Below are 21,499 nucleotides of genomic sequence, written 5' to 3'. Positions count from 1 at the left end.
CTGTTTTGTGGGGTGGTTGATTTTCAAACCCCAGAAAGCACAAAACCGAGCACGTGGCTCGGTTTCGTTGAATTGGTGCCCAGAAGAAGACTCGAACTTCCACGACCGTAAGGTCACCAGCACCTGAAGCTGGCGTGTCTACCAATTTCACCATCTGGGCAATTCGTTGATTTCGTTGGACTAATTTTTCAAAAAGCCGTTTGATTTCAACTACAACGTGGCAGTGCCGTCGTTGTGGGGCGCATCTTACGGATGACATTCGAGGCTGTAAACCCCTGTTGAGAAATTTTTTTTGAAATAGCGAAAAGCGACAGCAAACGCTGTCTTCGCGTTTCAATCTGGTATATGCCAAACTAATTGCATACAGATAAGGTGAACTCATTCCAATGGCCGATTGGCAGTCCCTCGATCCCGAGGCCGCTCGTGAAGCGGAAAAATACGAAAACCCCATCCCTAGCCGTGAGCTGATTCTGGCGCACCTCTCCGACCGTGGCTCGCCCGCTGCCCGCGAGGAGCTGGTGGAAGAGTTCGGTCTGACGACTGAAGATCAGATCGAAGCCCTTCGCCGCCGCTTGCGCGCGATGGAGCGTGATGCTCAGCTGATCTACACCCGCCGGGGCACCTATGCGCCGGTGGACAAGCTCGATCTGATCCTCGGGCGCATCAGCGGCCATCGCGACGGTTTTGGCTTTCTGGTGCCGGACGACGGCTCGGACGACTTGTTCATGAGCCCTGCGCAGATGCGTCTGGTGTTCGATGGCGACCGCGCACTGGCTCGTGTTTCCGGTCTGGACCGTCGCGGTCGTCGTGAAGGAGTCATCGTCGAAGTCGTTTCCCGCGCCCATGAAACGGTCGTCGGACGCTATTTCGAAGAAAGTGGCATCGGCTTCGTAGTGCCGGACAATCCAAAGATCCAGCAGGAAGTGCTGGTCACGCCAGGTCGCAACGCGAGCGCCAAGGTCGGCCAGTTCGTCGAGGTGAAAATCACCCACTGGCCGACGCCGCGCTTCCAGCCGCAAGGTGACGTGGTCGAGGTCGTAGGCAACTACATGGCGCCGGGCATGGAAATCGATGTCGCGCTGCGCACCTACGATATTCCTCACGTCTGGCCTGAGGCAGTGCTCAAAGAAGCCGCCAAGCTCAAGCCGGAAGTGGAAGAGAAAGACAAGGAGCATCGCGTCGATTTACGCCATCTGCCGTTCGTCACGATCGACGGCGAAGATGCGCGCGACTTCGATGACGCGGTTTTCTGCGAAGCCAAGCCCGGTAAGCTGCGCTTGTTCTCCGGTGGCTGGAAGCTTTACGTGGCCATTGCCGACGTCTCCAGCTATGTGAAGATCGGTTCGGCGCTGGACGCCGAGTCTCAGGTGCGAGGCAACTCGGTGTATTTCCCTGAGCGTGTCGTGCCGATGCTGCCTGAGCAGTTGTCCAACGGCCTGTGTTCGCTGAATCCGCTCGTCGACCGTCTGGCGATGGTGTGCGAGATGACCATCTCCAAAACCGGCGAGATGACCGACTACGTATTCTACGAAGCCGTCATCCATTCCCACGCCCGCTTGACCTACAACAAGGTCAGCTCGATTCTGGAGCACCCGAAAACCGCAGAAGCCAAACAGCTTCGCGGCGAATATGGCGATGTGGTCCCGCACCTCAAGCAGCTGTACGCGCTGTACAAGGTATTGCTGGGCGCCCGTCATGTGCGCGGTGCGATCGATTTCGAAACCCAGGAAACGCGGATCATCTTCGGCTCTGAGCGCAAAATCGCGGAAATCCGCCCGACGACGCGTAACGATGCTCACAAATTGATCGAAGAGTGCATGCTGGCTGCCAACGTGGCCACCGCTGAATTCCTCAAGAAACACGAGATTCCTGCGCTGTACCGTGTTCACGACGGTCCGCCGCCGGAGCGTCTGGAAAAGCTGCGCGCCTTCCTGGGTGAGTTGGGGCTTTCCCTGCACAAGGGTAAAGACGGTCCGACGCCGAAGGATTATCAGGCGCTGCTGGAAACCATCAAGGATCGTCCGGATTACCACCTGATCCAGACCGTCATGCTGCGTTCTCTGAGCCAGGCGGTATACAGCTCTGACAACAACGGCCACTTCGGTCTGAACTACGAGGCGTATACGCATTTCACCTCGCCGATCCGCCGTTACCCGGACTTGCTGACCCACCGCGCCATTCGCAGCGTGATCCGCTCCAAGCAGGACACGCCGCATGTTCGCCGTGCTGGCGCTGCGTCGATTCCGAAGGCGCGTATTTATCCGTACGACGAAGCCGTGCTGGAGCAACTGGGCGAGCAGTGCTCCATGAGCGAGCGCCGTGCCGATGAGGCAACCCGCGACGTCACGAACTGGCTCAAGTGCGAGTTCATGAAAGACCGCGTAGGCGAATCGTTCCCTGGTGTGATTACCGCCGTGACCGGTTTTGGCCTGTTCGTCGAGCTGACCGATATTTACGTCGAAGGTCTGGTTCACGTCACCGCGCTGCCGGGCGATTACTACCATTTCGATCCGGTCCATCACCGTCTGGCGGGCGAGCGCACCGGGCGCAGCTTCCGTCTGGGTGACACCGTGGAAGTGCGGGTCATGCGCGTCGATCTGGACGAGCGCAAGATCGACTTCGAGATGTCTGAAAAAACCACCAGCGCGCCGATCGGTCGTAAGCGCAAGGCCGCCGAGCCTGCTCCTGCCGGGAAAGAGAAAGAGAAAGAGAAAGAAAAGGCGTCGGCCGCACGACCAAGCCGTCGCAGCGCGTCGAAAGAGCCTGTCGTGGAGGCGTATCGCCCAAGCGACGCGGCCGCCAAGAACGCCGAAGTCCGCAAAAGTCGCGAGATGAAGAAAGCCTTGTTGGCGGAAGCGAAGGGCGGTAGCAAGGCGACGTCGGGAACGTCGTCTCGCAGTGATACGGCGCCTGAAAGCAAATCCGGCAAAACAAGTAAACACCGTAAGGGCCCGTCGAAGTCGGGCTCGGCTCCAGCTGCCAAGAGCGGCGGAGTGCGTAAACCTAAGGCGAAGTCATGAGTTCGTTGGAAAAAATCTACGGCGTTCACGCCGTAGAAGCGCTGTTGCGGCATCACCCGAAACGGGTCAAGCAGATCTGGTTGGCAGAAGGGCGTAGCGATCCGCGCGTTCAGGTGTTGATCGATCTGGCTGCACAGAATCGCGTATCGGTCGGTCAGGCCGAGCGTCGTGAAATGGACGCGTGGGTAGAGGGCGTGCATCAGGGCGTGGTGGCGGACGTCAGTCCGAGCCAGGTCTGGGGCGAGGCGATGCTCGACGAGTTGCTCGACCGTACCGAAGGCGCGCCCTTGATTCTCGTGCTCGACGGTGTGACGGATCCGCATAACCTTGGTGCCTGCCTGCGTACCGCCGATGCAGCGGGTGCGCTCGCCGTGATTGTGCCGAAGGACAAATCCGCAACGCTGACCCCTACCGTTCGGAAGGTGGCGTGTGGCGCTGCCGAAGTGATCCCGTTGGTGGCGGTGACCAACCTTGCGCGCACACTGGAAAAACTCCAGCAGCGTGGCCTTTGGGTGGTTGGCACGGCTGGCGAGGCGGAGCAAGAGCTGTATCAGCAGGACTTGACCGGACCGACCATCCTGATCATGGGCGCGGAAGGCAAGGGTATGCGTCGCCTGACCCGTGAGCACTGCGATTACCTGGTCCGCCTGCCGATGGCGGGCAGCGTCAGCAGCCTCAATGTTTCGGTCGCTACCGGTGTGTGCCTGTTCGAAGCCATGCGCCAGCGCAGCGTGAAAGCAGCCGCCAAAAAGTAAGCCGGACTCAGTCCCCGTGGGAACAAATTCATTCGTGATGCGGTATTTCAGTCGATGAGGTGTGTGTCGTCTGTGCAACGGTCTCGCGGATGAATTCGCGCCCACAGGCCCGTATTCCCTCCGGATTGCGTGTTACAACTGCGCTGCTCAAATAATCACCAATTTCCTTGCGCCGACTCTGGCCCTTCTCTACAATTGCGCCCCTTGCTGTCATGGCAGGCGCGCATGTGCCTGTCCCTGTGCAAGATAAACCAGTGTTATTCACTCCTTGTCTGACCGCTTTGGCGGCAGGCTACAACCCGTAAGGAGCATTCATGCGTCATTACGAAATCATCTTTCTGGTTCACCCGGACCAGAGCGAGCAAGTCGGCGGCATGGTTGAGCGTTACACCAAGCTGATCGAAGAAGACGGCGGCAAGATCCACCGTCTGGAAGATTGGGGCCGTCGTCAACTGGCCTACGCAATCAACAATGTTCACAAGGCTCACTACGTGATGCTGAACGTTGAGTGCACTGGCAAGGCCCTGGCCGAGCTGGAAGACAACTTCCGTTACAACGATGCCGTGATCCGTAACCTTGTCATCCGTCGCGACGAAGCCGTTACCGGCCAGTCCGAAATGCTCAAGGCTGAAGAGAACCGCAGTGAGCGCCGTGAGCGTCGCGACCGTCCTGAGCACTCCGACGCTGAAGGCGTTGACAGTGATGACAGCGACAACAGCGATAACGCTGACGAGTAATCCACGGACCTTTTGAGGAGCCTATTACATGGCACGTTTCTTCCGTCGTCGTAAATTCTGCCGCTTCACAGCTGAAAATGTGAAGGAGATCGATTACAAAGATCTCAACACCCTGAAAGCCTACGTATCCGAAACCGGCAAGATCGTTCCTAGCCGCATTACCGGTACCAAAGCTCGTTATCAGCGTCAGCTGGCTACCGCTATCAAGCGCGCCCGCTTCCTGGCCCTGCTGGCCTACACCGACAGCCACGGCCGCTGAGACCAGGTTTAGTCGACAAAAACGCAGTAAGGGATAGATCGCATGCGCGCCATGGCTGAATTCATCATGCGCGGCCGCGTGCAGGCCACTCTCGTAGTGGTGGGATGTGCGGCGTTGCCGCTGTTGTTCTGGTTGAGTGCTGCCGCAGGTTGCCTTGTGCTCCTGCGACGCGGGTTGAGTGGCGCTTCGGGCGTACTCGCCTGGGCTCTGCTGCCGGCTTTGGTCTGGTGGTATTTCGGTGATCCTCGCACCCTGATGGTGTTGCTGGGGTCATGGGGATTGGCCGCTTTATTGCGCGCCAGCGAGTCCTGGGTCCGTGTGCTGCTGGTCAGCGTAGCGGCTGGATTGTTGTACTCGGTAATTCTGGGGGCGGTTTTCCGCGAGCCCATCGAAGCCATGGCGGGGGAGTTGCAGAAACTCCTTCCTCACGTCTTCGGTGATGTCTACCAACAGATGTCGGTAGAAGAGCGAGCGCGTCTGGGAGCATTGATTACGCCGGTCCTCAACGGCCTGATAGCAGCGGTGTTGCAGATCGTCAGCGTGGTCTGCCTGATTCTTGGGCGGTACTGGCAGGCGCTGTTGTATAACCCGGGTGGTTTCGGGCGCGAATTTCGCAGCTTGAGGCTCCCGCGGGCACCGATGCTGGTGCTGCTGGTGTGCATGTTGGTTGCGCCGAATTTCGGTCCGCAACTGGCGATGTTGACACCGTTGTGCAGCGTACCGCTCATGTTCGCGGGGCTGGCCCTGATTCACGGTCTGGTGGCTGCAAAGCGCCTGACACGGTTCTGGCTGGTGGGGTTGTACGTCACGTTGTTGCTGTTCATGCAGCTGATTTATCCGTTGCTGGTGGTGTTTGCCATTGTCGACAGCCTGATTGATTTTCGCGGCCGTCTGGCGTCGAAAGATGCCGATAACGGTTCTGCGAACGGTGAAGGTTAAAGTTAAGAGGTTATTACCAAATGGAACTCATCCTGCTGGAAAAAATCGCCAACCTGGGCAACCTGGGCGATAAAGTAAACGTTAAGGCTGGTTACGGCCGTAACTACCTGCTGCCTTTCGGCAAAGCCACCGCTGCAACCGCTGCCAACCTGGCTGCGTTTGAAGAGCGTCGCGCTGAGCTGGAAAAAGCCGCTGCCGAGAAGAAAGCTTCTGCTGAAACTCGCGCTGCTCAACTGGCTGAGCTGGAAGTGACTATCACTGCCACTGCTGGTGACGAAGGCAAGCTGTTTGGTTCGATCGGTACTCACGACATCGCTGACGCACTGACCGCCTCTGGCGTTGAAGTGGCCAAAGCTGAAGTTCGTCTGCCGAACGGCACCATCCGTAACGTTGGCGAATACGATGTTGCCGTGCACCTGCACAGCGATGTTGAAGCTACCGTTCGCGTAGTTGTGGTGGCTGCTTAAGCTGCTTGATTCCGGTGCTTCGGCGCTGGAGTCCGACCGGTTGACGACGTGTTCGTCAGCAGGTCAACGAGGGGCGCGTTCCTGTTTATCGGGTCGTGCCCTTTGTCATTTCTGAGTATCCTGTTTCAAACCCCTTATTCCGTGTGGCCATGAACGACATTTCCGCTCCCGAGCAATACGACCTGCAAACCGCTGCCCTGAAGGTGCCGCCGCATTCCATCGAGGCCGAGCAGGCCGTACTCGGTGGTCTGATGCTGGACAACCAGGCCTGGGAGCGTGTGCTGGATCAGGTCTCGGACGGCGATTTCTATCGTCACGACCACCGTCTGATCTTCCGCGCCATCGCCAAGCTGGCTGATCAGAACATGCCGATTGACGTCGTGACCCTGTCCGAGCAACTGGACAAAGAGGGTCAGACTTCTCAAGTAGGCGGTCTGGGCTATCTGTCGGAGCTGGCGAAAAACATTCCGTCGGTCGCCAACATCAAGGCCTACGCCCAGATCGTGCGTCAGCGCGCGACCCTGCGGCAGTTGATCGGTATCAGTAACGAAATCGCCGACAGCGCGTTCAATCCTGAAGGACGAACCGCCGAAGAGATCCTCGACGAAGCCGAACGGCAGATCTTCCAGATCGCAGAAGCGCGCCCGAAGACCGGTGGGCCGGTGGGCGTCAACGACCTGTTGACGAAGGCCATCGACCGCATCGACACGCTCTTCAATCTCGGTGAGGGGATCACCGGTCTCTCCACCGGTTATACCGACCTGGACGAAAAGACCAGCGGTCTGCAGCCCTCCGACTTGATCATCGTCGCGGGCCGTCCGTCGATGGGTAAGACCACTTTCGCGATGAACCTGGTCGAAAACGCGGTTCTGCGCAGCGAGAAGGCGGTACTGGTGTTCTCGCTGGAGATGCCAGGTGAATCGCTGATCATGCGTATGTTGTCGTCGCTCGGTCGTATCGATCAGACCAAGGTCCGTTCAGGTCAGCTGGACGATGATGACTGGCCGCGCCTGACCTCGGCGGTCAACCTGCTCAACGACCGCAAACTGTTCATCGATGACACGGCCGGCATCAGCCCTTCCGAAATGCGCGCGCGTACCCGTCGTCTGGTGCGTGAGCACGGTGACGTCGGCTTGATCATGATCGACTACCTGCAGTTGATGCAGATTCCGGGCTCAAGCGGTGACAACCGGACCAACGAAATTTCCGAGATCTCCCGATCCCTGAAAGCGCTGGCCAAGGAATTCAACTGCCCTGTGGTTGCGTTGTCGCAGCTCAACCGTTCCCTGGAACAACGCCCCAACAAACGCCCGGTCAACTCCGACTTGCGGGAATCCGGAGCGATCGAGCAGGACGCCGACGTCATCATGTTCGTGTACCGGGACGAGGTGTACCACCCGGAAACCGAGCACAAGGGCATCGCGGAAATCATCATCGGCAAGCAGCGTAACGGCCCGATCGGCTTCATTCGTCTGGCGTTCATCGGTAAATACACCCGCTTCGAGAACCTCGCGCCGGGGAGCTACAACTTCGACGACGACGAGTAAGGCCGACTGAGTATCGGGGAGCATCAGGCGCCGGTGTCGGCGTGCGTCAGGGTCTCCCACAGGTAATGAAAATAGCCTTTGGCCGGACGCCGCTGGATCAGCCAAAGCTGGGTCTCGGGCAATTTAAAGCTCTGTCGGTTGACGTAATGGTTGTAGGCCACCTCAAATGTTCCGTTCAGATCCCCGACCAGCTTGCCGCCGCATAACCATGGTGGCGTGGCACCTTCATTTTTTGCTCGGGCATGAAACTCCATGCTGTCACGTAGGCGTTTTGATTCGGCGCCGTATAAGTCCAGGCCTTGAACATAAGCGGTTTCGGCCACGTTGATAAATGCTGCCAACCCATAGGCGGTGTGCTCAAGGTCCCTGCAGGTTTCCTGCGCGTGGCCGTCGACGAACGTTTTTTGGCCTTCCCAGTACGCAATCAGTTGCTCATCGGTCTTGGCGCAATCCGGCGGTACGACAGGCAGTGGGCCATCGGCTTCTTGATAAACAAACGCTGGCAACCGCTTCCGCCACTGGGCCACCGCTTTGTCATACATCGCACGGTCATCCAGAAAGATGCCAATGTTGATCTGCGCCTCGATTCCGCTGGCCTGCCAGTTGCCGTAGTGACAAACCCCAATACGTTGCGCTTCACCGCGCTGGATGTCGGGCAGATATTGCGTGCGCAGCATGTGCGAGAAGCGCTCAACATCTGCCTGCGCCCACTTTTGACTGCGGTGGCGGATGATTTCTGCCGCCCGCGTCCATAGTTGAGCCGACCACGCGGCCTGTAAGGGGGCGTTTGAGTTTGTGTGGCCGTGTTGCAGTGTGGCCGCCCAAGCGTTCATGATCGTGATCGCGTTTTCGGCATACCGATCTTCACCACTGTAAGACCACGCCAAGGCTTGGGTGTACGCCGCTTGAGCGTCTCGCACTTCCTCTTCGCAGCCTTTGTCAGGTTTTGAAAACGGGCCACATTCCACGGTTGACCAAGGACTTGGCTGATAATCAAGCGCTGCCAGCGGATCGGTCATCATCGCAAGATAGGCTTCCTTCCAGGGCGAGCGCTGTTCATGAATGGCGTTTCGCACGAAGTCCAATCTCTTTGCGTCGAGCAATATTCCGGGATGCACGAAACCTTCGGCAGAGGCATTGAGGGCGATGCCCCAGGCCAGTGCTGTGAAACCAAGGGTGATAGGGCGTCTGATCATCGTTCGTTCTCTTGTTGTTTTCAGGGATGCGGCCGTCGACACGCATAAAAGGTGCTTATTTGCGGTTAATCAGAGATGCCTTTGACGGGCAAGAGAAATATTGAGCAAGGCCTGCTGGCGGCTGCCCGACGCAGATAGGGGCTTGGCAGGTACGGCGATGGATGGCTTCAATTAAGCTGAGCGTTACAGTCGGATTTGATCAAAATTTGTGCTATATTCCGCGCCCGCGATTTTTCCAACGTGCAAACACGTAGGTCCTGACATGCAAGCAGCCAAGCCGTTATTTGACTATCCGAAGTACTGGGCCGAATGTTTCGGGCCAGCGCCTTTCCTGCCAATGAGCCGGGAAGAAATGGATCAGCTTGGCTGGGATTCCTGCGACATCATCATCGTGACCGGTGATGCGTACGTCGATCACCCGTCGTTTGGCATGGCGATCATTGGCCGGCTGCTGGAGTCGCAAGGCTTCCGCGTCGGGATCATTGCCCAGCCAGACTGGAGATCCAAAGACGACTTCATGAAGCTCGGCGAGCCGAATCTGTTTTTCGGCGTCGCGGCCGGCAACATGGACTCGATGATCAACCGCTACACCGCGGACAAGAAAATCCGTTCCGATGACGCGTATACACCAGGCGGCATGGCGGGTAAGCGTCCGGATCGCGCGAGCCTGGTTTACAGCCAGCGCTGCAAGGAAGCCTACAAGAACGTGCCGATCGTTTTGGGGGGCATCGAAGCTTCGCTGCGCCGCATTGCGCACTACGACTACTGGCAGGACAAGGTTCGCAACTCGATTCTGATCGACGCCAGCGCCGATATCCTGCTGTACGGCAACGCCGAGCGCGCGATCGTCGAAGTGGCCAACCGCCTGTCCTGTGGCGAAACCATCGAAAGCATCACCGATGTGCGCGGCACGGCGTTCATTCGTCGTGACACACCGCAAGGTTGGTACGAAGTCGATTCCACGCGTATCGACCGTCCGGGCAAGGTCGACAAGATCATCAACCCGTACGTCAACACTCAGGACACCGAAGCCTGTGCCATCGAGCAGGAAAAAGGCCCGGTAGAAGACCCGAACGAAGCCAAGGTCGTGCAGATCCTGGCGAGCCCGCGCATGACCCGCGACAAGACGGTCATCCGTCTGCCGTCCATGGAAAAGGTGCGCAACGACCCTGTGCTGTATGCCCACGCCAACCGCGTGCTGCATTTGGAAACCAACCCGGGCAACGCCCGTGCGCTGGTCCAGAAGCATGGTGAAGTCGATGTCTGGTTTAACCCGCCGCCGATTCCAATGACCACCGAAGAAATGGACTACGTGTTCGGCATGCCGTACGCGCGCGTCCCGCACCCTGTGTACGGCAAGGAAAAGATTCCCGCCTACGACATGATCCGTTTCTCGGTGAACATCATGCGTGGCTGCTTCGGCGGCTGTACGTTCTGCTCCATCACCGAGCACGAAGGCCGGATCATCCAGAACCGTTCCCACGACTCGATCATCCGTGAAATCGAAGAAATCCGTGACAAGGTTCCGGGCTTCACCGGCGTGATTTCCGACCTCGGCGGGCCGACCGCGAACATGTACCGCATCGCCTGCAAAAGCCCGGAAATCGAATCCGCGTGCCGCAAGCCGTCGTGTGTGTTCCCGGGCATCTGCCCGAACCTGAACACCGATCACTCGGCGCTGATTCAGCTGTACCGCAGCGCTCGCGAACTGCCGGGTGTGAAGAAAATCCTGATTGCTTCCGGCCTGCGTTATGACCTCGCAGTCGAATCGCCGGAGTACGTGAAAGAGCTGGTGACGCACCACGTCGGTGGTTACCTGAAGATCGCCCCGGAACACACCGAGGAAGGTCCGCTCAACCAAATGATGAAGCCGGGCATTGGCAGCTATGACAAGTTCAAGCGCATGTTCGAGAAGTATTCGAAAGAGGCCGGTAAAGAGCAGTACCTGATCCCTTACTTCATCGCCGCTCACCCCGGCACCACCGATGAAGACATGATGAATCTGGCGCTGTGGCTCAAGGGCAACGGTTTCCGGGCCGACCAAGTGCAGGCGTTCTACCCGTCACCGATGGCCAGCGCGACCGCCATGTATCACTCCGGCAAGAACCCGCTGCGCAAGGTCACGTACAAGAGCGACTCGGTGACCATCGTCAAGAGCGAAGAGCAACGCCGTCTGCACAAGGCGTTCCTGCGTTATCACGATCCGAAAGGCTGGCCGATGCTGCGTGAGGCGCTGGAGCGTATGGGCCGTGCCGATCTGATCGGTCCGGGTAAAAACCAGCTGATCCCGCTGCATCAACCGGAAACCGACAGCTACCAGAGCGCCCGTCGCAAGAATTCGACGCCGGCTGGCAGTCATAAGGTGGCCAAAACCACGAAGATCCTGACCCAGCATACCGGCCTGCCGCAACGTGGCAGCGACGGCAGCAAGCCGTGGGACAAACGCGAAGAGGCTAAGGCTGCCGCAGCGGCTCGCAACAAACAGGCCGCCAAGGAGCGTGCCGATGCAGCCAAAGGCGGTAAAGGCGGCAAGAAGCCATCGCGTCAGCCGGTGTTCCCGCGCTAAGCGATACCGCCCCAAAAAACGCCAGCTTTCGAGCTGGCGTTTTTGTTTTTACATCTTTACGTTTTCGCGGATGTTCCAGCCGAACTTGACCGGGCCGCCGTCTTTGCTGCCATCGGCCTTCTGTGGCTGATAGGCGACTTCGACCTTGCCGAAGTTAAGGGTGATGTCCTCTTTGAGTGTTTCGTCACTGTTTCCCGCGTCCGTTTGATAGGACGCCACCATCACTTCCTTGAGGGTGATGATCATGTATTCGACGGGTGCGCTGCCACCGGCCTTGCGCACCGTCAGAGTGGCTTCTGGATAATGTTTTCCGCTGGAACAGGCCATCATCAAGTTAGGCGAAGCCTTGTCCAGAGACTTCCTCTAGCTCAGGTTCTGCATGCTCACCTTGCCCGCGCCACCACCGCCTCCCTGGTGCATTGAGCCCGATTGCGCCATCCCCCACTGCATCGAATGAATGTCGATTTCATCCTTGTGGACGCTGTCCATCGACTCACCCTTGACGTCGCCCAACTTCAAAAACATATCGATAGCCATGAACACTCCCTGAAAAATAGTCGTCGACGAGTTGTCGTCGCGCACCTTTTCTCACTCGGCTCCCAAGAGCAATACGCTAAGAGCAGATCAGGATCGTTCATACGAGATAAAGAAAAACTTCCTACATCGTCTGCGGTTTTGGATGCCTATTCTCGTTCGCTCTCATTCAACGAAGGAAAAAAGATGAGCAGGCTATCACTTCGGGATGGTTTTTCAGTCGCGCGCAGTCAGGCGAGGGATCGCATTGAAAACGCTATTGATCTCAAGCAGCTATTCCGCGTCATCGATGCCGATCCGGCTATCGTTGGGGCCGGTGTCGTTTACATCGATAGCGATTTCAATGTCGTGACGCTGAGGGAGTTTCAGGCGATTTGCAGTATATCGGTTAAGCGGGTCATTCTGCGTGAAGTGCCAAGGTTTATGGCGGTTCAGGAATTTGCTCGTGAGTTAGAGCATAATCCACGTGAGTCTAAGATAGTAGCTGAGGCAATCGGGGCCGCAATCGCATGTTCCGGTGCTTATTTGAGTTGGAGCGTTTTTTTTGGTGGCGGACTGGCAGCACCAGTGACGGCTGGGGCAAGTGTTTTTGTTTCGGTAGTAGCGCTGTCATCTGCAGTCGCCGGCACAGCTCAGTGCATTGTAGGCGCAGGGCGCATTGTCGGCGAGATATTCGCTCCAAGCAAGTTGGATGAGTTGGATTCACAAGCTTGGTTTGAAGACATGAACTTGATGCTTGATCGAATTACGCTCGCTGGCGCTGGGGCTTCGATATATGTGACCGTCCGATTTGTACTGGCTACACGAGCGGCAACTGGCAAGTCTCTTAATAGCGTCCTCAAGGGGCTATCACCTAGGGAAAGGCTGAATTTGACAATAGAGCTCCATCAGTACCGAATGCAAGCGACTCATCTGTCTGGGCGAATTACTAACTCCGAAATACGTCAGCAACTGCGAATCCAGCGAAAGGACTTGGCAGCTGCCATGTTGGCAGTTTGGGGAAGTTTCAGGTCTGGAAATCTACAGCCTCTGGCTATTGGGCTTTATGAGGAGTAGGTGAATGTTTGGTTGGAAGGATGGTCTAGAATTTCGCCGCAAGCATTTTGGCGTTTTTATGTGCTCGTTCTATCTAGGAGTGGCCTCATGCGCTTTTAGTTTATTTCTTGTAATGGTTACGTATTGGGCTGATTTAGCGTTTCTCGATCAAGCCAAGTTTTTTTGCGCTCTGTCTATTCTGTTTGGAACTTTTCAGACGTTGTTCTGTTTTATGATTGCACGAGGGAGGGCAGGATGGGTTACGGGTATGGTAGGAATTTTTGTGTTCTTTTTCGTCGTATCGCTCGCTGCTATAAGTTACTCGCCTCCGATTGCTTTGTCTTGTCTCGCGCTGATCTGTCCTTTGAGCGGCCTTTATTGCTTGAATTCTGGAAAATATCGTCGAATGGTCCTTTGGCTTGAGGGCAATAAAATGCGACGTCAAAAAACGCTGTAGATGTTGTGTCCTCGACTTGAGCAGAACGGAAATACGGAGTCCGGTAAGGTTGTCGATCGGTAAGTTGCAAGTGCAGGTGGGCGCCTAAGAGGGCTTGCTTTAAAAAGCGCGAAGCAGTTGATAGGAGTTGTTCATGAGGAAACAAGTTGACAACAATTCCGGTGAGGCTAAAAAGGCAGCCCGGGGAATTGAGCCACCCAAAGGTAGGCACTCAAGGAAAGACATAGCGGCAAACAATAGGCTAAGGGATCAAGCAACGGAGGCCGCAGCTCGACAAAGGCAGGCCAGGAACAAGATCACATACCCGATAGGAGCATTGGTCGTACTTCTACTTATCGGTGGGATGGGTTACCAGATCTATGACGGTTTCGCGAGCGGCTACATATTGCTCGGTGGTAGAGGCCAACCTTTTACACGTCATACCCTAAGCGAAGACCCTGCTGGATTTTGGTTGGGGATAACGATGTACACCATTTTTATCATGCTATTTATTGCAGCGCTAAGGCATATGCGTTTGATGTACAAAATGGAAGCCCGAGAGTAGCTTTCCTACCCTGCCGACGCGGAAGCAAAAAAGACTTCAGTCTCCGCCTCATTTCCGTGCGACCCTTGCACCATCCGCCGAAGCTGGCGCAATTTTGGTGCTGTGCTTAGCTGAGCGAGCACCCTCAACGCCGAAGGCGCCGGACTTGCCTGGATGGCATAAGTCTTGCGCGGTTCCGCTACCGTCCAGGCTCGCAGGAGGCACGCCGTGTCGATTCACATTGCCTTGCACCACGTCACTCATTACCGCTACGAACGCGCGGTAGAACTGGGTCCGCAGATTGTGCGCTTGCGTCCGGCGGCTCATAGCCGCACGCGTGTGTTGTCCTATTCGCTTAAAGTCCTGCCTGAGAATCACTTCATTAACTGGCAACAAGACCCGCAAGGTAATTACCTGGCGCGGTTGGTGTTTCCGGAAAAGACCGATGAGCTGCGGATCGAAGTCGATCTGGTCGCCGAGATGGCGGTGTTCAACCCGTTCGATTTCTTCCTCGAGCCCTACGCCGAGAAGATCCCCTTCACGTATGCGAAGGAAGAGCACCACGAGCTGCTGCCCTATCTGGAAAAGCTGCCGTTGACGCCCAGGTTTCAGGCGTATCTGGACAGCATTGACCGCACGCCGATCCCGGCCATCGACTTTCTGGTGAACCTCAACCAGCGTCTGGCCAGCGATATCGGTTACCTGATCCGCATGGAACCGGGCATCCAGACGCCGGAATTTACCCTTGAAAACGCCTCGGGTTCCTGTCGCGACTCGGCCTGGCTGCTGGTGCAGCTGCTGCGTCATCTGGGACTGGCGGCGCGGTTCGTGTCCGGCTATCTGATTCAGCTCAAAGCCGATGTCGAGGCCCTCGACGGTCCGTCTGGCACAGACGTTGATTTCACTGACCTGCACGCCTGGTGTGAGGTGTATCTGCCGGGCGCAGGCTGGGTGGGTCTGGACGCCACGTCCGGGCTCTTTGCCGGTGAAGGGCACATTCCGCTGGCGTGCAGCCCGGAGCCGTCTTCTGCAGCGCCGATCAGTGGCCTGGTCGAGCCGTGCGAAACCGAGTTCAGTCACGAGATGTCGGTGGAACGGATCTGGGAGGCGCCACGCGTCACCAAGCCCTATACCGAAGCCCAGTGGCTTGAGATTCAGGCCTTGGGCCGACAGATCGACACCGATCTGCTTGCGCATGACGTACGTCTGACGATGGGGGGCGAACCCACCTTCGTGTCCATCGATGACCGTGACGGTGGCGAGTGGAATACCGCTGCACTGGGGCCGAAGAAGCGTGAGCTCTCCGCCGAACTGTTCCAGCGTATGCGCACGCATTACGCGCCGCAGGGCATCGTGCATTTCGGTCAGGGCAAATGGTACCCGGGCGAGCAGTTGCCACGCTGGTCGCTGAACTGCTTCTGGCGTCGAGATGGTGAACCGGTGTGGCGCAACAATGCGCTGATCGCCGATGAGAACGAAGATTACGGCACCGACAGCGAGACGGCGGGGCGTTTTCTGCGCAGTGTTGCCGAGCGGCTGAAGCTGCCGGCGCGCTATGTATTTCCCGCTTATGAAGACAACTTCTATTACCTGTGGCGCGAAGGTGCGCTGCCCAAGAACGTCACGGCCGAAGACTCGCGCCTGGGTGACGAGCTTGAGCGGGCGCGGCTGAGCAAAGTGTTCTCGCAAGGGTTGGACAAGGTCATCGGCCATGTTCTGCCACTGGCGCGTACCGCGGCCGATGATCGCTGGCAGAGCGGTCGCTGGTACCTGCGTGACGAGCATTGCCGCCTGGTGCCGGGGGACTCCCCGCTCGGTTATCGATTGCCGCTGGCGTCGCAGCCGTGGGTCAAGGCTGCCGAATATCCGTACATCCACCCGACCGACCACAATCAGGATTTCCCTGATCTGCCGGACCGTGACGAGGTTCAGGCCAAGCTGGACGGTTTGACCGAACAGGAGAATCCGGGTGCTGAGCGGGCGCCTGCCGTCGACGAATCGGCCGATTGGCTGACGCGCACCGCGCTGGGTGCCGAAGTGCGCGGCGGCAGATTGTACCTCTTCATGCCGCCTTTGCAGTCACTTGAGGCCTACCTTGAGCTGGTCGCTGCGATCGAATCAACCGCTGAGGAACTGCACTGCCCGGTCCTCCTGGAAGGCTACGAGCCGCCCAGCGATCCCCGTCTGGCCAATTTCCGCATTACGCCGGACCCCGGCGTCATCGAAGTCAACGTGCAGCCGTCGTCCAGCTGGGACGAACTGGTCGAGCGCACCGAGTTCCTCTACGAGCAGGCGCGCCTGACCCGATTGACCACTGAAAAATTCATGATCGACGGACGCCATACCGGCACCGGAGGCGGCAACCACTTTGTGCTCGGTGGCGCCACGCCCGGCGACTCTCCGTTCCTGCGGCGGCCCGATCTGCTGCGCAGTCTGCTCAGCTATTGGCACAACCACCCATCGCTGTCGTACCTCTTTTCCGGGCTGTTCATCGGTCCGACGTCCCAGGCGCCACGCGTCGACGAAGCGCGCAACGACTCCCTGTACGAGCTGGAAATCGCCTTTTCGCAAATGCCTGCACCCGGTGAAGCGTGCGCGCCTTGGCTGGTCGACCGTCTGTTGCGTAACTTGCTGATCGACGTCACGGGCAACACCCACCGCGCCGAGTTCTGCATCGACAAGCTGTACTCGCCCGATGGCGCGACAGGCCGTCTGGGGCTGCTGGAGCTGCGTGCGTTCGAAATGCCGCCTCATGCTCGCATGAGCCTGGCGCAGCAGTTATTGCTCCGTGCGCTGGTCGCGCGATTCTGGCGTGAACCCTATGCACCGCCCAAACTCGCCCGCTGGGGCACCGAACTGCACGACCGTTTCATGTTGCCGCACTTCATTGAGCAGGACTTCGCCGACGTCATCGTCGACCTCAATGGCGCGGGTTATCCGCTGCGTGCCGAGTGGTTCGCGGCGCATCTGGAGTTTCGCTTCCCGAAGGTCGGTGATTACGCGGTCAGTGGCATCGAACTGGAACTGCGTCAGGCGCTGGAACCCTGGCATGTGCTGGGTGAAGAAGGTGCAGCGGGCGGTGCGGTTCGCTACGTGGATTCGTCGTTGGAGCGTCTGCAGCTCAAGGTCACGGGATTGCCGCCGCAACGCTATGTGCTGACGTGCAACGGCATTCCGGTGCCGTTGCAACCGACGGGGCGTGTTGGCGAGTTCGTCGCGGGCGTTCGATATCGCGCCTGGCAGCCGTTCAACGCGTTGCAACCGACGATTCCGGTTCACGCGCCGCTGGTGTTCGACATTCTGGATACCTGGATGCAGCGCTCACTGGGTGGCTGCGAGTATCATGTCGCGCATCCTGGTGGTCGCAACTACGAAACCCTGCCGGTGAACGCCAACGAAGCCGAAAGCCGGCGCCTGTCGCGGTTTTTCCGCCTCGGCCACAGCCCGGGCAAGCTAGACGTTCCTGCACTCACCATCAACGATGAAATGCCGATGACGCTGGACATGCGTCTGCATCGGTAAGGCCCGGACACATTGCCTGACGTCATGCGTCAGGCAATACGACCCCGAAAGCGGCCGCAGGGAAGCAAGCCACTGCGTGTCATGTTGTCTGCGCTAATCTAACCCCTGCGTAATCAAGCCCTATAGCTGTCTGCCGAGCCTTCCATGCCCGACCTGCTTGACCAATATCCGCTGAGTGCGGCGACTTATCACGAGATGCTCGACGCCAGTGGCGAAGTCCGGCCGCACTGGCTGCGCTTCTACGAGCATCTGCAGCGCAGCACGCCCGCGCAACTGATTCAGCGCCAAGCGCTGCTGGCCCGGCAGATTCAGGAAAACGGTGTCACCTACAACGTCTATGCCGATCCCAAGGGCGCCGATCGCCCGTGGGAGCTGGACTTGCTGCCGCATCTGATTCCGGTCGAGGAATGGCAGCAGGTTGCGGCCGGCATCGCTCAGCGCGCCCGTCTGCTCAATGCGGTGCTGGCTGACCTCTACGGTCCGCAGGACCTGATTGCCGAGGGATTGCTGCCGGCCGAACTGGTCTTTGGTCACAACAATTTTCTCTGGCCGTGCCAAGGCGTGACGCCACCGGAAGGGACTTTCCTGCATGTGTATGCAGTCGACCTTGCGCGCACGCCGGACGGTCGCTGGTGGGTCACGGCGGACCGGACCCAGGCGCCGTCAGGTGCCGGTTACGCCCTGGAAAGCCGCTTGATCGTGTCCCGGGCCTTTCCGGAGCTGTACCGCGATCTGGAAGTGCAGCACCTGTCGGGCTTTTTCCGTTCGTTGCAGGAAACCCTGACACGTCAGGCACCCAGCAGCAACGAAGTGCCACTGGTGGTATTGCTGACGCCGGGACGATTCAACGAAAGTTACTTTGAACACCTCTATCTCGCAGGCCAGTTAGGTTATCCACTGGTCGAAGGCAGTGACCTGACCGTGCGTGATGCCACGGTGTACCTGAAAACACTCAGCGGCCTGCGCCGCGTCCACGCCATCATGCGGCGTCTGGACGATGATTTCTGCGACCCGCTGGAGCTGCGTACCGATTCAGCGCTCGGTGTGCCGGGCTTGCTGGAAGCCGTGCGTCAGGGGCGCGTTCTGGTCGCCAACGCGCTGGGCAGTGGCGTACTGGAATCGCCCGGCTTGCTGGGTTTTTTGCCGAAGATCAATGAGCACCTGTTTGGTGAAGAGCTGATTCTGCCGTCTGTGGCGACCTGGTGGTGCGGCGAACCGCCTGTCCTGGCCCAGGCACTGGAGAAGATGCCTGAGCTGCTGATCAAACCGGCGTTCCCGTCCCAGAGCTTCGCGCCCGTTTTTGGACGCGACCTTAATGACGAGCAGCGCCAGGCGTTGGCCGCGCGCATGCAGGCCCGGCCCTATGCGTACGTGGCCCAAGAGCTGGCGCAACTGTCCCAAGCGCCGGTCTGGCAGGGCGAGGAAGGGCAGTTGCAGCCTCGCGCGATCGGCATGCGGGTGTATGCCGTCGCGACCGAGGACGGCTACCGCGTCCTGCCAGGTGGCCTGACCCGCGTGGCGGCCGATGCTGACGCCGACGTGGTGTCGATGCAACGCGGCGGTGCCAGCAAGGACACCTGGATTCTCGGCGAACGCACGCTGGGCAGCGAACCTTGGAAAGGCCGTCGTTCGTTGGGCGTGCACGACCTGATTCGCCGCGACCCCTACTTGCCGTCGCGGGTGGTGGAAAACCTGTTCTGGTTCGGTCGTTACTGCGAACGTTGCGACGACAGCGCGCGTTTGCTGCGGATCATGCTGGCGCGCTATGTCGACGGCGATGATCCACTGGCGCTGCAGGCCGCTATCGAGCTGGGCGAACGCTTGAATCTGGTTCCCCGCGTGGATGAAGAGGACGAGGAGGGCTCTGCGTTGCATCAACGCTTGCTCGCCGCGCTGCTCGGTGACGATTGGCCGTTCAGCCTGCGTTCCAACCTGCAACGTTTGCAGTGGGCGGCGTCGCAGGTGCGCGGCAAGTTGTCCCGCGAGAACTGGCAGGCGCTGGTGGAATTGCAGCGCGAAGCCACCAACCTTGAAACCGATGACCCTGACTTCGGCGAACTGCTGGATTTCCTCAACCGACTGGTGATGTCTCTGGCGGCGCTGTCAGGCTTCGCCCTCGACGACATGACGCGTGACGAAGGCTGGCGTTTCCTGATGATTGGTCGGCGTATCGAGCGCCTGCAGTTCCTCAGCACGAGTCTGGCAGCGTTCCTGCGCAGCGATGCGGTGTTCGATCAGGACGCGCTGGACTGGGTGCTGGAGCTGGGCAACAGCAGCATTACCTACCGTTCACGTTATCTGGCGTTGCCGCAGTTGATCCCGGTGCTCGACTTGCTGCTGCTCGATGACCAGAACCCGCACGCGGTCCTGTTCCAGCTCAAGCTGGTGACCCGTTCGGTGAAGCGTTTGAACGAAGATTTCGGCGCACCGCAGGATCGCAGTCTGGCAGCGCTGACCCAACGCTTGGCCACGTTCGATCTGGGGTGCCTGGAGGACGGTCTGTTCGGGGAAAGCAGCGTCAAGGCTGCGTTGCATGGGCTGGCGGATTTACTGCACGGCATCGGCGAGGTCAGCGGTCAGGTGTCTGACCGCCTGGCCTTGCGCCATTTTGCTCATGTCGATGATGTCAGCCAGCGCACGGTGTCCGTCTGATGAACAGCGCTCATTACCAGATCCTTCACGACACCCATTACAAGTACGACAGCCCGGTTTCGCTGGCGCAGCAACTCGCGCATTTGTGGCCGCGACGCAGTCCTTGGCAGCGTTGCCTGGAACAGCATCTTGTGATCAGCCCGACGCCCACCAGCCGCCGCGACGAACTGGACGTGTTCGGCAACCCGCTGACGCGCCTGGCGTTCGAGCGCCCGCATGACGAATTACAGGTCAATGCGCGTTTGCGCATCGAAGTGCTGGAGCGTCCCGTACTGGATTTCCAGCAGTCGGCTGCGTGGGATCACACCCGCAGCACGCTCACTTACAGCGCGTCGAAGATGTCCCCGGACATTCTCGATGCGTGCCGCTATCGCTTTGAATCGCCGTACGTGCATTTGAAGCAGTCGTTCGTCGATTTTTCGGCCAGCTGCTTCCCGGCAGGCAGGCCGATGCTGTTGTGCGCGCAGGCGTTGATGGAAAAGATTTTCGACGAGTTCACGTTCGATGGCGAAGCGACTCAAGTGGCGACGCCGTTGGTGGAGGTGCTGGAGACACGGCGTGGGGTCTGTCAGGACTTCGCGCACTTGATGCTCGCGTGTCTGCGTTCACGTGGGCTGGCAGCGCGCTATGTCAGCGGTTATCTGCTGACCCAGCCACCGCCGGGCCAACCCCGGCTGATTGGGGCGGATGCGTCGCATGCCTGGGTATCGGTGTTTTGCCCGGTGCTGGGTTGGGTGGATTTCGATCCGACCAACAATATCCAGCCGGCGCTGGAGCACATCAGTCTGGCGTGGGGGAGGGACTTTTCCGATGTTTCTCCGCTACGCGGCGTGATTCTGGGCGGCGGCAATCATGATCCCGAAGTGCGGGTGACCGTGATGCCGATTGCGGGGTAGGCGGGCGTTGTGCGCATTGCAGGCGCGCGCTTGCCCGCGATAAATGCATCCGGCTACGTAGATGTGTCGGATTTGAATACGCATCGCGGGCAAGCGCGCTCCTACAGGATGTTGCCCCTGCCCAGATTCTGCGGGTCAGGGAACCGCAATTCGGGTCATTCAGCCGGCTTTTCTTCGCTCTGCTGCTCGGCAGTCTCGCCTTCTACAGCCTCATCTTCTCCAGCCAGTGCTTCGGCCTTTTCGGCCTGTTTGCGCTGTGCTTTCTCTTCTTTCTTCTGCTCTTTAGCCAGATCGCGTTGACGTTTGGCAAAGGAATAGTTGGGTTTGGCCATGGGCAATCCTCGAGGCAGGCGATAAGTCCCGTCATTCTGCCTGAGAACGACGCTTACCCGGC

At 58.6% G+C, this 21,499-nt stretch carries 14 protein-coding genes, 1 tRNA gene and 1 pseudogene; 12 read left to right on the top strand and 4 right to left on the bottom strand.

Features of this window, described 5'->3' with window-relative positions; genetic code table 11:
- Nucleotides 1-73: 73 nt before the first annotated feature.
- Nucleotides 74-160: transfer RNA gene (locus tag AB4N84_RS07650), tRNA-Leu, on the bottom strand.
- A gap of 226 nt (nt 161-386) precedes the next feature.
- Here AB4N84_RS07650 and rnr point away from each other — a divergent pair.
- The 7 genes from rnr (at nt 387) to dnaB (ending at nt 7,724) form a co-directional block, all read left to right on the top strand.
- Nucleotides 387-3,020, top strand: a complete 2,634-nt coding sequence (rnr, locus tag AB4N84_RS07645) for a ribonuclease R (protein ID WP_460045834.1) — start codon at nt 387-389, stop codon at nt 3,018-3,020.
- Nucleotides 3,017-3,775 (top strand): 23S rRNA (guanosine(2251)-2'-O)-methyltransferase RlmB, encoded by a 759-nt coding sequence (rlmB, locus tag AB4N84_RS07640; RefSeq protein ID WP_460045832.1) that lies wholly within the window; start codon nt 3,017-3,019, stop codon nt 3,773-3,775. Before rnr ends, rlmB begins: the two co-directional genes overlap by 4 nt.
- Before the next feature lie 314 nt (nt 3,776-4,089).
- Nucleotides 4,090-4,512, top strand: coding sequence for a 30S ribosomal protein S6 (rpsF, locus tag AB4N84_RS07635; RefSeq protein WP_062379020.1), 423 nt, complete (start codon nt 4,090-4,092; stop codon nt 4,510-4,512).
- A 28-nt stretch (nt 4,513-4,540) separates the two neighbouring features.
- Nucleotides 4,541-4,771: a 30S ribosomal protein S18 gene (gene rpsR / locus AB4N84_RS07630; RefSeq protein WP_037015707.1), complete on the top strand. Its 231-nt coding sequence runs from the start codon at nt 4,541-4,543 to the stop codon at nt 4,769-4,771.
- Between the two features lie 42 nt (nt 4,772-4,813).
- Nucleotides 4,814-5,710 (top strand): YybS family protein, encoded by an 897-nt coding sequence (locus AB4N84_RS07625; protein WP_074751845.1) that lies wholly within the window; start codon nt 4,814-4,816, stop codon nt 5,708-5,710.
- Between the two features lie 20 nt (nt 5,711-5,730).
- Nucleotides 5,731-6,177, top strand: a complete 447-nt coding sequence (rplI, locus tag AB4N84_RS07620; RefSeq protein ID WP_062379016.1) for a 50S ribosomal protein L9 — start codon at nt 5,731-5,733, stop codon at nt 6,175-6,177.
- 149 nt (nt 6,178-6,326) lie between these two features.
- Entirely contained in the window at nt 6,327-7,724 is a 1,398-nt protein-coding gene (gene dnaB, locus AB4N84_RS07615; RefSeq protein WP_074751847.1) for a replicative DNA helicase, read from the top strand.
- Nucleotides 7,725-7,747: 23 nt separating this feature from the next.
- On the opposite strand, the gene AB4N84_RS07610 is transcribed toward dnaB, so the two are convergent.
- Nucleotides 7,748-8,920, bottom strand: coding sequence for an alginate lyase family protein (locus AB4N84_RS07610; protein WP_460045830.1), 1,173 nt, complete (start codon nt 8,918-8,920; stop codon nt 7,748-7,750).
- 262 nt (nt 8,921-9,182) lie between these two features.
- Between AB4N84_RS07610 and AB4N84_RS07605 the strand changes: the two genes are divergently transcribed.
- Nucleotides 9,183-11,486, top strand: a complete 2,304-nt coding sequence (locus AB4N84_RS07605; RefSeq protein ID WP_460045829.1) for a YgiQ family radical SAM protein — start codon at nt 9,183-9,185, stop codon at nt 11,484-11,486.
- Between the two features lie 48 nt (nt 11,487-11,534).
- Here the strand turns inward: AB4N84_RS07605 and AB4N84_RS07600 are convergent.
- Nucleotides 11,535-12,023, bottom strand: a pseudogene (locus AB4N84_RS07600) (Hcp family type VI secretion system effector).
- Nucleotides 12,024-12,206: 183 nt separating this feature from the next.
- Here AB4N84_RS07600 and AB4N84_RS07595 point away from each other — a divergent pair.
- The 4 genes from AB4N84_RS07595 (at nt 12,207) to AB4N84_RS07580 (ending at nt 21,105) form a co-directional block, all read left to right on the top strand.
- On the top strand, nt 12,207-13,076 hold the full coding sequence (locus tag AB4N84_RS07595; protein ID WP_460045828.1) for an NAD synthetase: 870 nt from the start codon (nt 12,207-12,209) through the stop codon (nt 13,074-13,076).
- A gap of 1,187 nt (nt 13,077-14,263) precedes the next feature.
- Nucleotides 14,264-17,557 (top strand): transglutaminase family protein, encoded by a 3,294-nt coding sequence (locus tag AB4N84_RS07590; protein WP_460045826.1) that lies wholly within the window; start codon nt 14,264-14,266, stop codon nt 17,555-17,557.
- A gap of 144 nt (nt 17,558-17,701) precedes the next feature.
- Nucleotides 17,702-20,209 carry a circularly permuted type 2 ATP-grasp protein gene (locus AB4N84_RS07585; protein WP_460045824.1) on the top strand — a complete coding sequence of 836 codons (2,508 nt, stop codon included), beginning with the start codon at nt 17,702-17,704 and terminating at the stop codon, nt 20,207-20,209.
- Nucleotides 20,209-21,105 carry a transglutaminase family protein gene (locus AB4N84_RS07580; RefSeq protein ID WP_460045823.1) on the top strand — a complete coding sequence of 299 codons (897 nt, stop codon included), beginning with the start codon at nt 20,209-20,211 and terminating at the stop codon, nt 21,103-21,105. Before AB4N84_RS07585 ends, AB4N84_RS07580 begins: the two co-directional genes overlap by 1 nt.
- A 155-nt stretch (nt 21,106-21,260) precedes the next feature.
- On the opposite strand, the gene AB4N84_RS07575 is transcribed toward AB4N84_RS07580, so the two are convergent.
- Entirely contained in the window at nt 21,261-21,437 is a 177-nt protein-coding gene (locus AB4N84_RS07575) for a hypothetical protein (protein ID WP_167362041.1), read from the bottom strand.
- Between the last annotated feature and the right edge of the window lie 62 nt (nt 21,438-21,499).

The organism is Pseudomonas sp. S2_H01 (assembly GCF_054668305.1).
Note: the sequence above shows the minus strand (reverse complement) of the source record. Positions and strands in the feature narration are given on the sequence as shown.